Genomic DNA, 12581 nt, shown 5'->3' with positions numbered 1-12581 from the left:
GAACGCCTGGCCCACAGCGTCGGAAGGGGCGCCTCGGAACGCCCCTTCGTCAGCCCGTCAGCCGCCGAGCGGCAGGCCGCCCATCATCGGGCCCGCGGCGGTCTTGGCGCCCTGGCCGACATTGGTCTTGGTGACCGAGTCATTGGTCGCCTTGACCTTGTCCGCGGCCCGGGAGACGGCGCCGACGACGGCGTCGATGTCGATGTGCGGCTTCTTCACGACGTTCTTGGTGACGGTGTCGCTGTTCACCAGGTTGTCGGAGCCCGCCTTGTGCGCGGCCGGGGCGTTGTCCACGTCGTCCGCGAAGGCGGGGGAGGCGACACCGGCGGCCATGACGGCGCCGGCGACGAGCGCGGCGGCCTTCGAGTACTTCACAGCAGTCCCTTTCCGCAGCGGCGTCCGTCACGTCACGAACCTCGTGTCGCCCGAGCGTCTTGCTGGCCGCTCGGTACGCCGCTGTCGATATCGGTAACGGCGCTTCCCCGAATTTGGAAACTCAAAAATTGGCGGCTCTTCCGGTAATCACCCGGTTGACGCAGCCGCGGTACGACAACGCGGCGGGGTTGCGCCGCATTCACGGAAATCCGTGCTCTTTTACGTACGCGCGGGCGCGCGGCCGCACCGCGTCGCGGGGCGGTACGGGCGGTACGGAGGGCAAGGCGGAGCCCGTCCTTCCGTTGGCCGGAATCGTGCTCACCGTGCGTGGTTCACCCGCCAGGGGTTTCCGGTTGAAACGTTGACACGGACGTGAGCCCTGCCCAATAGTGACGGCCATGGCCAAGGGCACGTGCCTCTACGCGCGCCGCTATGTCGACCTCAAGCGACAGTCCGGCGCCCTCTGTCCGTGCGTCCGCGACTGAGCCGCGCACCGACGCACCGCCGCCGCCCGGCCCCAACCCCACCCCGAACCACCGCGCACCGCCTGCCCGTTCAACCCCCACACCCCCAGGATGAACGCCAGATGCGTGAACACACCCCCACCGGCGTGCCCGCCCTGCCCGGGCTCACCTCCACCCTGGTGGAGCTCTCGCGCCGGCTCGACGCGCAGGTACGCGAGGTCGTCGCCGCCGCACCCGGGCACCACCCGGACGACGGCACCCTCGTGCACCTGGAGGGCCTGCCCGAGATCAACCAGGCCATCCGGCGCGCCGTCGACCGGGCCCGCAAGGAGATCCTCACCGCCCAGCCCGACGGCCCCCGCACCAAGTCCGTGCTGACCGGGGCGCTGGAGACCGTCCGGGCCCAGCTCGACGCCGGGATCGCCAACCGCACCCTCTACCAGCACAGCGCCCGCTTCGACGAGGCCACCAAGGAGTACGTGCGCCAGGTCTCCGGCTACGGCGCCGAGGTCCGCACGCTGCCCGAGTTCTTCGAGCGGCTGATCGTCGTGGACGCCACCACCGCCTTCATCCCCAAGCCGTGCGACCGCACCCGGGCCCTGCAGATCCGCGAGCCCTCGGTGGTGCGCTTCCTGACCGACGCCTTCGAGCGGTCCTGGGACCGGGCCGAGGCGTTCCCCTTCGTACCGGCGCGCTCGGCGGACGCGGCGCCCGAGGTCATCCCCGACCTGCACGAGTCGATCAAGCGGCTGCTGGTGGCCGGGCACTCGGACCGGGCGATCGCCCGCCGCCTGGGCATCAGCGAGCGCTCCCTGCAGAACCACGTGGGCCGCATCAAGGCCCACTACGGCGCCGAGAACCGGCTCCAGCTCGGCTATCTGCTCGGACGCCGGGACGCCGCCTGAGCACGCGTAACGCCTGGGGAGTGTCTTCAAGACCCCGAGCACGCGGTACGGGAGGGGACGGCGTTCCGTAGTCGCCGCCCCCTCCCGTGCTCACGCCGCCCGCCGGGCCTCCGCGAGCAGCACCGCGAACCGCCGCCGGGCCGCGACCACCTCGTCCACCAGTCGGCGCGCCGCGTCCTCGCGCGCGGGCACGGTCACCTTCCAGGTGTCCCACCAGGTGCCGCCCGCGCAGCTCTCCTGGCCCCGCTCGCGGAAGACCGCCTCCAGGGCCAGTTCGAGGCCGGCCGGCCCCTGCGGCCCGACCCGGACATTGAAGTCGGCCTCGGCGAAGCGGAGTTGGATGAGGTTGCGGACGAAGGAGGTGGCCAGCAGGTCGGGCACGCGCCCGTCCCAGACGGCCGGGGCGAGCCGCGCCGCCAGGCCCTCCACCCGGACCGCCCGGCGGGGGGTCACGCCGCGTCCCCGGCCGGGCGGGCCCGGCGCCCGGGGCGGCTGTTGCGGGCCGCCTCGCGCAGGACCGACCAGTAGAAGACCGGGTAGCTGCGCTCGACGTGCACGGCGAGCCTGCTGACCTCCTCGTGGCGCTCGCGCAGCCGGTTGATGGCCACGGTCATCGCCGCGTGGTGCTCGACGTGCAGGTTGTTCCCGTTGGTGTACCAGGTGCTGAACCAACTGCCCTTGATCGTACGGGTGTTGCGCAGCACATCGGTGGTCTCGGTGTCGCACAGGATGTGCTCGGGCAGCTCCAGGAAGAAGTGCATCGGGGCGGCCACGAGCAGCGGCAGCAGCCACAGCTCCAGGACCTGGCCGCCGTACCCGGCGACGGCGAGGCCCGCCGCGGCGAGCACGGGCAGCACCATCCAGCGGTACTCGGCGACCACCTCGCGCCGCCGCCGCTCGGATATCTCCCCCGCGTCGTAGGCCCAGGTGCCGCGCCAGCTGCGCGCCACCTCGCGGGCGACGGTGAGCAGCCGCCCGTAGTCGAAGGCGCCGCGCAGCAGCATGCCCCAGGTGAGCGGGGCCCGGGTGTCGAAGCCGAAGAACTCCGAGTCCTGCGGGGTGCCCAGGTGCTTGTGGTGCTGGAGGTGGCGCACCCGGTAGTGGGTGTACGAGACCAGCAGCGGCAGCCCGAGCGCCACGCCGACGGGCCGGTGCGGCCGGGGCGAGGTGAACGCGCTGTGGTGCAGGCACTGGTGCTGGAGCTCCACCATGTGCGTGTAGACGGCGGCGAGCAGCACCACTCCGGCCGCCGAGGCCCACAGGCCCTCGCGCAGGGCGAGGGAGCAACCGAGGGCGGTGAGGGCGGCGGCGAGGAGGAGCTTGCCGAGGAAGACGGTCTGGTCGCGGCGGGTGACGCGGGCTCGGGCGAACAGGATCTTGGTTTCGGTGGGCGGCCGTTCGGCGGCGGGCCGGCCGGCCCGCTCGGGTGTCTCCGCGGTCGTCATCGTCAGCGCAGTTCCTTCATCGCGTCCCAGATGCGGGCGTAGTAGCCGTTGGCGACCCGGACGCGCGTGATGACGCCCAGGGAGATCTCGCGCAGCAGCTCGGGCGAGCGGTCGACCAGCGGCACGAAGACGCCGTCGAACCACTCGGCGCCGTGGTCGGCGTCGACGTGCACGTGGATGCGCTGGTAGTCGATGACGTCCTCGGGGACGCCGAGCCTGCGGCAGCCGTCGACCATCGCCTGGAAGCGGGGCGAGGCGCTCTGCTCCAGGACGCCCATGGCGCCCAGCGCGCGGGGGTTGAGGTGGCGGTGGATGCCGTACTGCAGGAGCAGCGCGGCGTTCTCGTACGCCTCGGGGAAGTGCAGGTGCTGGTAGTCCACGCCGGAGGCGTCGAGGTGGGCGCGCATGTAGCGGGCGGAGTGCTCGAACATCCGGGTGTGGACGTGCTCGATGTCCCCCTCGCCCATCTCGTCCCAGTAGTTCTCGGCGATGGTGAGCTTGGTGTGGCCCTGGGTGCCGATCTGCACCATGGCCATCAGGTCGTCGAACTTGCTGTCCACCAGCTCCTCGCCCATGAAGAACAGGGCGATCTCGTCGAGGGTGGCCTCCTCGGCGAGGTAGGCGCAGAACTCGGGCTGGGTGTGCCGGTCGGCGGTGGTCAGGAACCAGTCGCGGAACTCGGCGCCGGTGCGCGGGAGTCCGGCGCGGTCCACCTGCCGGTCCTCCCAGGCGAGCCAGGCGTCCTCGATCGCGGCGACGGCCGGGTCGTGGTTGAGGCGGGGGATGGTGCCGAACTCCTCCGGGCCCGCCATGTAGGCCACGTAGTGGGCGTGCAGGTGACGGAGGAGTTTCAGCCGTACGTCGCGGTCGTGGGGCCCGGAAACGGGGAACGCGCGCTCCAGGTCCAGTTGCGGGGACTCGGTTCCGGTTTCCTGTGCGACGGCATATGCGGTGGCCATGACCAGGTCCTTTCTCGGCGTTTCACTTTCCACCGAGACTCTGCCGGAAGAGCGGGGGCCCAGAAATGGCACTGATGGTTCGGGTCACCGCAGTGCGGTGAATCGAGGGATGGAATACCGGCTAACGCGGGGTGTGTCCGACGGGTTGGGCGTCACGGTCATTTCGGAGAACGGACCGACCGGTTTTCTCCTTGCGCCGAATACCGCGCCGGCCGCCGTCGCCCTTCCCGTCCTTCGCGCCCTCCCTCGCCACCACGTACACGCCGAGGACGACCAGGAGCATCCCGGCGAAGTGGTACGCGTGCAGGCGCTCGTCCAGGAGCAGTACGGAGAGCACGGCGCCGCTGACCGGCGTGAGCGCGGTGAAGGCGGCCACCACGGTGGTGTCGACGCTGTCCAGGCTGTCGTACATCAGCACCACGGCGACGCCGTTGATGGCGACGCCCGTGTAGGCCATCAGCAGCCAGGTCTGCCAGGAGACGTGGGAGAGGTCGGCCAGGCTGGTCTGGGCGGCGGCCGGACCGGCGAACATCAGGGCGCCGACCACCGCGAGGACCAGCGAGAGCACGGTCGGCGGCAGCGGCCTCCGCAGCAGCTTGCCGAAGGTGACGAACACGGCCTCGCACAGCACGGATCCGACCAGCAGCAGCGCGCCGAGCACCTCGTTGCCGTCGCCGCCGCCGGAGCCGCCCGCGCTGAGCGCGTTGATGCCCGCGGCGCCGAGCACGGCGACGGCGATGCCGGTGCCGCGCCGGGCGGAGAGCCGCTCGCCCAGGAACAGGACGGCGACCAGGCTGATGGAGATGGGGACCATGCCGAGGATGACACCGGCCTCGATGGCGCCGGTGTGCTTCACGCCGTACATCGCGAGGACGCTGAAGAGGAAGACGCCGAGCAGTGCCTGCGCGAAGACCACCGCGCCGTCGCGGGCGTCCGGCCGGGTGGCACGGGGCCGCTTGACGGCCACGTACACCGCGAGCACCGCGATGGCGGCGAGCAGCCGGAAGAAGGTGGCGGTGAAGACCGGGACCTCGCGCAGGATCAGCTTGCTCGCCACCAGGTAGGAGCCGAGCAGGACCGTCGCGACGGTCATCTTGACGTGCACGGCGCGCATCAGGTGGCCTCCGCGAGGGGGGCCTGCGGGACCAGGGGCACGTCCGTGGCCGAGAGGGTGTCCGGGCCTGGCCGGTGGTCCGGACCCGGCCGGCGGTCCGGGCCCGGCCGGTGGTCCGGGCCCAGGGGGGCCAGGGCCCGTTCGACGATGGCCGTGGTGTGTACGTCCACGGTGTCGATGACGGGACAGTCGAAGTCCTCGGCCCGGATCACCAGCGGCACCTCGGTGCAGGCCAGGACCAGGGCCTCGGCGCCCGCGGCCAGGGCGTCGCGGGCGATGCGGGCGAAGCGCTCGCGGGTGGCGACGGAGATGTCCCCGGTGCACAGCTCGCGCTCGATGGAGTCCTGCATGAAGGCCCGGTCGGGGGCCTCGGGGACGACGACCTTGATGCCGCGCGCGGTGAACCGGTCGCGGTAGAAGGCCTGTTCCATGGAGAAGGCCGAGCCGAGCAGCCCGACGGTGGACACGCCCCGGCGGGAGGTCTCCTCGGCGGTGGCGACGCAGATGTCGAGCAGCGGGAGCGCGGTGTGGCGCTCGATGAGCGGCGCGAACTCGTGGACGGTGTTGCAGGCGATGGCATAGAAGTCCGCGCCGGAGGCCGCCAGACGGCGGGCGGCGGCGCCGATCTCGGCGGCCACCGCCTCGCCGTCGCGGGCGGCTATCCGCTCGACCATCGGCTGGAAGTCGAGGCTCTCCAACGCGATCCGGGGTGAATGGGCCTTGCCCAGGCGGCGGTTGACCAACCGGTTGATCCGGTCGTAGTACGTCACCGTGGAGGGGAAGCTGAGCCCTCCGACGAGGCCTATCTTCAGGGGCGCGGGGGATCTCTCCGTACGGAATTCCCCGTCCGCGGAACCGTCCCGTTCATCGGGCATTGCAGCTCCCCGGCACGCTCGTGAAACGGCCCGTGAACCGGGGGGAGAACCGGGGGGAGAACCGGGCGGAGAAGTCCCAGCCGACATCGTTGTTCATGAAATCCCTTTCCGTACCGACGCGTTGGTCCGACTGTGCAGTCACGGGAAGGCCGGGGAAAGCCCCGCCATGGTTCGGCTTTGCGCAACTCCCCCGCTTTGGCTCATTCCACCCGGTAGACCTGACCCGTCTGCAGGCCCTCGACGGAGCGCACGTACGCACGGGCCGCGCGGGCCACCGGGACCGGGTCGAAGCCGGGGAAGAAGTCTCCGTAGGCCTCCAGGGACTCCTCGAAGACCGTGGGGCTGACCGCGTTGATCCGCTGGCCCGCGGGCAGTTCGACCGCGGCGGCGCGCACGAAGGCCTCCACGGCGCCGTTGGCGAGGGAGGCGACCGTGCCGGTGGCGATCGGCTCGCGGGACAGGATGCCGGTGATCAGGGTGTACGAACCGCCGTCGGCGACGTGGCCGAGGCCCTGGCGGACCAGCTCGACCTGGCTGAGGACCTTGCCCTCGAAGCCGCCGCGCACGTCCTCGGTGCTCAGCTCGCCCAGGGTCTTCCACGGGACGGTGCCGGCCGCGCTGGCGACCGCGTCCACCCGCCCCACCTGGCGGTAGAGCTCGGCGATCGAGGCCGGGTCGGTGATGTCGACGGTGAGGTCGGCGTCCTTGCGGGAGGCGGTGACCACCTGGTGGCCGCGCTCGGTCAGGGCGGCGCGGACCGCCTGGCCGAGGGTGCCGCTGGCGCCGACGAGCAGGATCTTCTTCTGGTTCTGGCTCATGGCCCGAGCATGGCCCCACTGGACCGTGCAGTCCAGCTACCTTTTCTACCGCACTCGTTAAGTTGAACTACGGTGTCCTACCCTGGTGCCCATGATGGACGTCAAGCGCATGGTGATGCTGCGCGACCTCGCCGAGTACGGGAAGGTCAGCGCCGTCGCCGACCTGCACGGGGTCACCCCGTCCGCGGTCTCCCAGCAGTTGCGCGCCCTGGAGGCGGAAGCCGGGGCGGTGCTGCTGCTGCGCGCTGGGCGCGGGGTGCGGCTCACCCCGGCGGGCACCGCGCTGGCCGCCGAGTGCGAGCACGTGCTGGCCGCCCTGGAGCGCGCCGCCGGAGCGGTGCGGGCCCTGGACGCCGACCTCAGCGGCGAGCTGACCCTCGGCTGCGCCCCGAGCGCGCTGTCCGCCGTCGCCGCGCCGCTGGCGGCGGTGCTCGCCGGGCGCCACCCCCGGCTCGCGCTGCGGATCGTGCAGCTGGACCCGGAGGAGTCGGTGCCCCGGCTCAAGCGCCAGGAACTGGACCTCGCGGTGGCCTACCGCTACCACCAGCTGGGCGCCCCCGAGCCCGCCGGCACCACGGTGCTGCCGCTCTTCGACGACCCGCTGGTGCTCGCGGTCCCGGACGCGCGGGCCGGGGCGGTACGGGAGCACGGGCTCGGGGCGCTGCGCGAGACGCCCTGGGTGAGCGCGCCGCCCGGCAGCTGCCACGAGATCCTGGTGCACGCCTGCCGGGACGCGGGGTTCACGCCCCGGGTGGCCCACACCATGGACGACCTGCGCTCGGGACTGCACCTGGTGGCGGCGGGCCTGGCGGTGTCGCTGCTGCCCCGCCTGCTCTGCGACGCGCCGCCCGCGGGAGTCACCCTCCTCCCCCTGCCCGGCCGCGGCCGCACGATCGAGGCCCTGTCCCGCGCGGGCTCCCAGGACCAGCCGGCGATCGCGGCGGCCCTGGGAGCGCTGCGGGAGGTCACGTCGGGGATGCGGCAGGAGCCGGCGTGAGCCGGTCCACCTTCCGCCGGTCCGCGAGCCGCGCGATCAGCAGGCAGTAGAGCGGGCTGAAGACGACCTCGACCACGAGCGCCTGCCAGGGCGCGTCGGCGGCGGTGCTCTGGTCGGCGAGCTCGTCGGCCATGGCCGCCAGCAGGAACGCCAGCATGTTGTTGGCCGCGTGCAGGGCGATGACCGCTTCCAGGCCGCCGGTACGGAGCACCAGCCAGCCCCACCACACGGCCGAGTAGAACAGCAGCCCGAACCCCGAGGCCTCGCCCCAGCCGTGGGCGAGGGCGAACAGCGCGGAGGCGACCACCACGGCGGGCCAGGGCGAGCGCACGAACTGCCCCGCCCACTGCACGAGCCAGCCCCGGAACACGTACTCCTCCGCCGCCGCCTGGAACGGCACCAGTACCCACAGCACCGCGACGGACAGCAGGAAGCGCGGCCAGCCGGGGAACACCTCGGAGAGCCCGTCGAACGCGTCCGTGCCGTCCGCCCACAGCGCCAGCACCGTGAACTGCACGGCCATCACCGGGAACGCGACGGCGGCGCACCGGCCGAGCCACCCCCAGCGCACCCGCCCGAGGACCGAGGACAGGGTGCCCGCGGGCCGTCGCCCCATCCAGCGCACCCCGAGCATCACGGCCGGGACGAGGGCGGCCAGGGTGATCAGCCCCAGCGCCTGGTCCGCCAGCGGATCGGCGAAGAGGCTGTCGCTCTCGGGGTCGGTGGGCTCGGCGCCCAGGACCGCCGCGAGGACGCCGCCGACGACGGTGACGACCAGCAGCGTGCCGATGACGAGCCCGACGACGAGGAGGAACTCCCGCACCGGGGCCGGGGACCGCCCGCCGCCGCGCCCCTGCCCGGCGTACCCGGTCCCGGGCGGCGCGGCCTCGGGCCCGGGCACGGAAGCCACGGGCGGCGGCACGGGCCAGCCGGGCGGGGGGCCGTACTGCGGGGGCCCGGGCGGCGGCCAGGGGGCGGGAGCCTGAGGAGGCGGCGGTGGCTGTGCGTGCGGGCCGGGCGAGGCCCAGGGGGAGGCGGGCCGGGCCTGGGGGTCGGGTGCCCTCCAGGGGTCGGGCGGGCTGTCGGACGGGTCGTTGTGGGACACGGCCTCATGATCGCACCCGGGTGCGGCGGGGTGGACGGGTGCGGGGGCGTCGGCCGCGGGCTGCCGAGCGGGTGGTCGTAGGGCGCGACGGCCCGCGCCACGTCGCCCTCGGTCGACCGTGATCCCCCGTCGCCCGGGCTCGCTGCGGTGCCGCACCACGAGGCGTAGGCCCGTATGGAGGACCGCCGTTGCTGCCAAGGGGGCGCGCTCCCTTGCCCCTTCGGACGCCGTTACGCGCTGATCTCCCCCATCAGCATCCGCAGTGTGAGGCTGTGCTTCTCCGGCGGAAGCGCGTCCATGGCGGCCCGGGCGTACGCGGTGCCGCCCTCGCGGTCGCCGGAACGGGCCAGCATCAGACCTCGGTGCAGTTCCAGGTGCGTCGCGAACCGGGGCAGTTCGGCAGGCAGTTCCTTGCGGGCCGCGTCCTGCGCCTCCACCGCGTGCTTCTCGTCGCCCAGCCGTGCGAGCAGCAGCGAGCGGAACACGTTGAGGCGCCACCACGGTACGGCGTAGTCGGAGGTCTGCTCGTGGGACCCGGCGCTGTCGAAGATGCGGCGCCCCTGTCCGTCCAGCTCCAGGGCAGTCCTGCGGTCACCGCGCAGCGCGGCGGCGTGGGCCTTGCCGTAGACGGCGTTCAGCAGCCCCAGTGAGGGCTTGTCCGTGATCGCCAGCGCCTGGTCGCCCAAGACGTCGGCGACTCCCAGCGAGGCACCTTCGTAGCCCAGGGCGATGGCGGCTCGCCCCCGGACCCAGATCCGGGACGCCTCGTCCCCGGACTCGTCCGCGGCCTGCGCCGCCATGCGGTACCAGTGGACGGCCTTCGACCCGTCGGAGCCGGGGAACGTCTTGGCGTACAGGGTCATCAGGCGCGAGGCCACCGACCACAGCTGGATCTGGCCCAACTGTTGCTGGACCACGACGAGTTCGCCGGAGACGCGCCGCTGGATGTCGGCAGCGCCCAAGGACATGTACTGCGTCCCGTAGGTGGCCAGCTTGGCCTCCCACTCATCGCCGGACGGCCCGCCGTTCAGCCGGGCGGCGAACCCGACGGTCAGCAGGTCCGAGGCGATCACAGGGGCTATGACCGCCCCCGCCACATCGGTCAGGAAGGTGCGACGCTCCAATTCGTTCTCCAGGACGGCGAGAGGTACGTCGAGTACGACGGACAGGGCGCGGAGGTAGAAGGGGCCGGGCTCATGCTTGCAACGCTCCCAGCCGCTCACGTACTCCCGGGACAGCGTCGTCCCGTACCGGTCGTTGATCGCCGACGCCAGCCGCCCCTGGGACCATCCGCGCGCCTTACGAAGATCCCGGATCAGCCTCCCGATGTCCATGGCGCCCATCTTCCCCCCGCACGGGGCCCCGGGCAGCCGGGAAGGCCGTGTCGGCGCCCCTTGCCCCTACGGATCCCACTAGTTCGGCCACCGCGCCAGGTGGAACCTGGGCTGGCACACCAATGGCGAAGCCGAAGGGGCACGAAATGGCCGACGCCCAAGACTGGACCCCCACCCCCGGTGAGTACGTCGTGGACAGGAGCGGGCTCGTCGGAGTGGTCCGGCAGGTGTACGCGGGCAGTGTCTACCTCGCCTCCCCCCACGGCGGCGGTCTCGAATGGGCCGTCCCGCCGCACGAGTTGCGCACGCCCACCGACAGCGAGCGCCCCTCCTGGCAGCAGCGGTGCCGCCCGGCCTTGCGGCGGTGTCGCGCCTCGGAGCCCATCCCCGTACCTCAGCTGCTCACCGCCGTGCTCGGCCGCCAAGACCTCGTCAGCGAGCGGGACTTGGCCACCGCCACCGGATCCGTGCGGTGCGAGCTCGGCGCCTGGCACCCCTTCGTGGACCACGCCGCGCACGTGTGGGACTGGGACGCCGTCACGGACCCCGCCCTGTGGTTGCGGTGGCCCGTCGCCGGCGGGGGCTCGCGGTGCGAGGCCCTCGGGTGGTGCGGGGCCGCCCGGGACGGGGCGGACGACGACGCCTGCATCCTGTTCGACGAGCACCCGCCCGAGCACTCCTGGGCCGTGAGCGACCCGCTGGAGGACGCCCTCCGGCGCCGGGTCGCGGGCGCACGCGACTGAGGGCGCACACGGCGGCGCGATCCCGCCCCGGCCGGGATGACCGGGCTACGGGCCCTTCGTCACGGGGGTGCACAGCCCGGCCTGCCGGACACCGGCGGTGGCGAGCTCGTCCGCCAGGACCCGGATCACGGCGAGGGCCATCGCCGGCAGCACCGCGTCCTTGCAGTCCAGCCACACCCGCGGGCCGGAGGCGTCCACCGCGGCGTAGTTCGGGCTGTAGAAGTCGACGCCGGAGTCCAGGGCCGCCTCCATGCCGCCGACCGTCAACTCCCGGCCGTCGTCGGTGATCCGCATCAGCCGGGGCACCGCGGCCTCCAGAGCGGTGACTGCGGCAGGACGGTCCTCCTCGGACGCCCTGACCGTGACCGACCACACCTGCTGCTCGGGAAAACCGTGCCGCGTGATGATCCGCAGCGTGCCTGGGTGAACCGTGATCCCGCCCGGCACGCTCACCGCGGCGACGGCGCGGCTCATCCAGTCCGCTGCCCGCCCGTCGAACACCTCCCCGTACGCCTCGGCGATCTTTCCCAGGACGCGGGGTGTGCCGGCTCGGGCGGCCTGCTCGAACAGCTCGGCGGCGCCGTCGTCGTCCCCGCCGGCCAGGGCCGTACGGGCCAGTCGGAGCATCGCGTCCACGTCCTCGGACGGTATGGCGGAGTCGGTCATGGCCGAGTGATATCACGGTCAACCGACATCGCGTCCCCGTGAGGAGGGCCACCCGGCAGCGCCGGGTGGCCCCTTCACGTACCGCTGCCGCTGCCCGTCAGCCGACGACGGTCCAGGTGTCGTTGCCGGCGAGGAGGGTGGCGAGGTCGCCCTTGCCGTGGTGTTCGACGGCGGTGTCGAGCTGGTCGGCCATGAGGGTGTCGTAGACGGGGCGTTCGATGGAGCGGAAGACGCCGATGGGGGTGTGGTGGAGGGTGTCGGGGTCGGCGAGGCGGGAGAGGGCGAAGGCGGTGGTGGGGGAGGCGGCGTGGGCGTCGTGGACGAGGATCTGGGACTGATTGTCCTCGGTCACCGCGACGACCTTGAGGTCGCCGGTGTGCGGGTCCCGTACGACGCCCTTGGAGCCTTCCGTGCCGAAGCGGATGGGCTGGCCGTGGGTGAGGCGGATGACGGCTTCCTCGGCCTGCTGCTTGTCCTTGAGGGCTTCGAAGGCGCCGTCGTTGAAGATGTTGCAGTTCTGGTAGATCTCGACCAGGGCGGTGCCGGGGTGTTCGGCCGCTTGCCGCAGGACGTCGGTGAGGTGTTTGCGGTCGGAGTCGACGGTGCGGGCGACGAAGGAGGCTTCGGCTCCGATGGCCAGGGAGACGGGGTTGAAGGGGGCGTCGAGGGAGCCCATCGGCGTGGACTTGGTGATCTTGCCGACTTCGCTGGTGGGGCTGTACTGGCCCTTGGTGAGTCCGTAGATCCGGTTGTTGAAGAGCAGGATCTTGAGGTTGACGTT

At 72.4% G+C, this 12581-nt stretch carries 14 protein-coding genes; 3 read left to right on the top strand and 11 right to left on the bottom strand.

Features of this window, described 5'->3' with window-relative positions:
- Window positions 1-57: 57 nt before the first annotated feature.
- Window positions 58-375, bottom strand: a complete 318-nt coding sequence (locus tag ABT160_RS39520) for a hypothetical protein (RefSeq protein ID WP_351653428.1) — start codon at window positions 373-375, stop codon at window positions 58-60.
- 586 nt (window positions 376-961) lie between these two features.
- Here ABT160_RS39520 and ABT160_RS39515 point away from each other — a divergent pair.
- Window positions 962-1744 (top strand): helix-turn-helix transcriptional regulator, encoded by a 783-nt coding sequence (locus ABT160_RS39515; protein ID WP_351653427.1) that lies wholly within the window; start codon window positions 962-964, stop codon window positions 1742-1744.
- A 90-nt stretch (window positions 1745-1834) separates the two neighbouring features.
- Here ABT160_RS39515 and ABT160_RS39510 read toward each other — a convergent pair whose 3' ends face one another.
- From ABT160_RS39510 to ABT160_RS39485, 6 genes are all read right to left on the bottom strand, one after another.
- Window positions 1835-2197 carry a hypothetical protein gene (locus ABT160_RS39510; RefSeq protein ID WP_351653425.1) on the bottom strand — a complete coding sequence of 121 codons (363 nt, stop codon included), beginning with the start codon at window positions 2195-2197 and terminating at the stop codon, window positions 1835-1837.
- Window positions 2194-3189, bottom strand: a complete 996-nt coding sequence (locus ABT160_RS39505) for a fatty acid desaturase family protein (RefSeq protein WP_351653423.1) — start codon at window positions 3187-3189, stop codon at window positions 2194-2196. Before ABT160_RS39505 ends, ABT160_RS39510 begins: the two co-directional genes overlap by 4 nt.
- A 2-nt stretch (window positions 3190-3191) precedes the next feature.
- On the bottom strand, window positions 3192-4148 hold the full coding sequence (locus ABT160_RS39500; protein ID WP_351653421.1) for an iron-containing redox enzyme family protein: 957 nt from the start codon (window positions 4146-4148) through the stop codon (window positions 3192-3194).
- Window positions 4149-4269: 121 nt separating this feature from the next.
- Window positions 4270-5262: a DMT family transporter gene (locus ABT160_RS39495; protein ID WP_351653419.1), complete on the bottom strand. Its 993-nt coding sequence runs from the start codon at window positions 5260-5262 to the stop codon at window positions 4270-4272.
- Window positions 5262-6137 carry an aspartate/glutamate racemase family protein gene (locus tag ABT160_RS39490; RefSeq protein WP_351653417.1) on the bottom strand — a complete coding sequence of 292 codons (876 nt, stop codon included), beginning with the start codon at window positions 6135-6137 and terminating at the stop codon, window positions 5262-5264. Before ABT160_RS39490 ends, ABT160_RS39495 begins: the two co-directional genes overlap by 1 nt.
- A gap of 200 nt (window positions 6138-6337) precedes the next feature.
- Window positions 6338-6991: a short chain dehydrogenase gene (locus tag ABT160_RS39485; protein ID WP_351653456.1), complete on the bottom strand. Its 654-nt coding sequence runs from the start codon at window positions 6989-6991 to the stop codon at window positions 6338-6340.
- A 55-nt stretch (window positions 6992-7046) separates the two neighbouring features.
- Between ABT160_RS39485 and ABT160_RS39480 the strand changes: the two genes are divergently transcribed.
- The gene (locus ABT160_RS39480; protein WP_351653415.1) at window positions 7047-7952 is read left to right on the top strand and encodes a LysR family transcriptional regulator; all 906 of its coding nucleotides are present in this window, start codon (window positions 7047-7049) and stop codon (window positions 7950-7952) included.
- Here ABT160_RS39480 and ABT160_RS39475 read toward each other — a convergent pair.
- Both ABT160_RS39475 and ABT160_RS39470 read right to left on the bottom strand, forming a co-directional pair.
- Window positions 7921-9057: a CPBP family intramembrane glutamic endopeptidase gene (locus tag ABT160_RS39475; protein WP_502984383.1), complete on the bottom strand. Its 1137-nt coding sequence runs from the start codon at window positions 9055-9057 to the stop codon at window positions 7921-7923. The genes ABT160_RS39480 and ABT160_RS39475 overlap by 32 nt on opposite strands.
- Window positions 9058-9287: 230 nt before the next feature.
- Window positions 9288-10391 carry a helix-turn-helix domain-containing protein gene (locus tag ABT160_RS39470; RefSeq protein WP_351653414.1) on the bottom strand — a complete coding sequence of 368 codons (1104 nt, stop codon included), beginning with the start codon at window positions 10389-10391 and terminating at the stop codon, window positions 9288-9290.
- A 146-nt stretch (window positions 10392-10537) separates the two neighbouring features.
- Between ABT160_RS39470 and ABT160_RS39465 the strand changes: the two genes are divergently transcribed.
- Window positions 10538-11134: a hypothetical protein gene (locus ABT160_RS39465; RefSeq protein WP_351653412.1), complete on the top strand. Its 597-nt coding sequence runs from the start codon at window positions 10538-10540 to the stop codon at window positions 11132-11134.
- 45 nt (window positions 11135-11179) lie between these two features.
- Here the strand turns inward: ABT160_RS39465 and ABT160_RS39460 are convergent, their stop codons facing one another.
- Together ABT160_RS39460 and ABT160_RS39455 are read right to left on the bottom strand one after the other, a co-directional pair.
- On the bottom strand, window positions 11180-11800 hold the full coding sequence (locus tag ABT160_RS39460) for a tetratricopeptide repeat protein (RefSeq protein ID WP_351653410.1): 621 nt from the start codon (window positions 11798-11800) through the stop codon (window positions 11180-11182).
- A 97-nt stretch (window positions 11801-11897) separates the two neighbouring features.
- The coding region (locus tag ABT160_RS39455) for a thiamine pyrophosphate-dependent enzyme (protein WP_351653408.1) at window positions 11898-12581 on the bottom strand (684 nt) is incomplete at its 5' end.

Origin of the sequence: Streptomyces sp. NPDC001941, assembly GCF_040296945.1 — a bacterium.
Lineage (GTDB): Bacteria > Actinomycetota > Actinomycetes > Streptomycetales > Streptomycetaceae > Streptomyces.
Note: the sequence above shows the minus strand (reverse complement) of the source record. Positions and strands in the feature narration are given on the sequence as shown.

Coding starts and splice junctions, on each gene's coding strand:
- ABT160_RS39515 (WP_351653427.1), top strand. CDS start 962: ATGCGTGAACACACCCCCACCGGCGTGCCCGCCCTGCCCGGGCTCACC.
- ABT160_RS39505 (WP_351653423.1), bottom strand. CDS start 3,189: ATGACGACCGCGGAGACACCCGAGCGGGCCGGCCGGCCCGCCGCCGAA.
- ABT160_RS39500 (WP_351653421.1), bottom strand. CDS start 4,148: ATGGCCACCGCATATGCCGTCGCACAGGAAACCGGAACCGAGTCCCCG.
- ABT160_RS39495 (WP_351653419.1), bottom strand. CDS start 5,262: ATGCGCGCCGTGCACGTCAAGATGACCGTCGCGACGGTCCTGCTCGGC.
- ABT160_RS39490 (WP_351653417.1), bottom strand. CDS start 6,137: ATGCCCGATGAACGGGACGGTTCCGCGGACGGGGAATTCCGTACGGAG.
- ABT160_RS39480 (WP_351653415.1), top strand. CDS start 7,047: ATGATGGACGTCAAGCGCATGGTGATGCTGCGCGACCTCGCCGAGTAC.
- ABT160_RS39470 (WP_351653414.1), bottom strand. CDS start 10,391: ATGGACATCGGGAGGCTGATCCGGGATCTTCGTAAGGCGCGCGGATGG.
- ABT160_RS39465 (WP_351653412.1), top strand. CDS start 10,538: ATGGCCGACGCCCAAGACTGGACCCCCACCCCCGGTGAGTACGTCGTG.
- ABT160_RS39460 (WP_351653410.1), bottom strand. CDS start 11,800: ATGACCGACTCCGCCATACCGTCCGAGGACGTGGACGCGATGCTCCGA.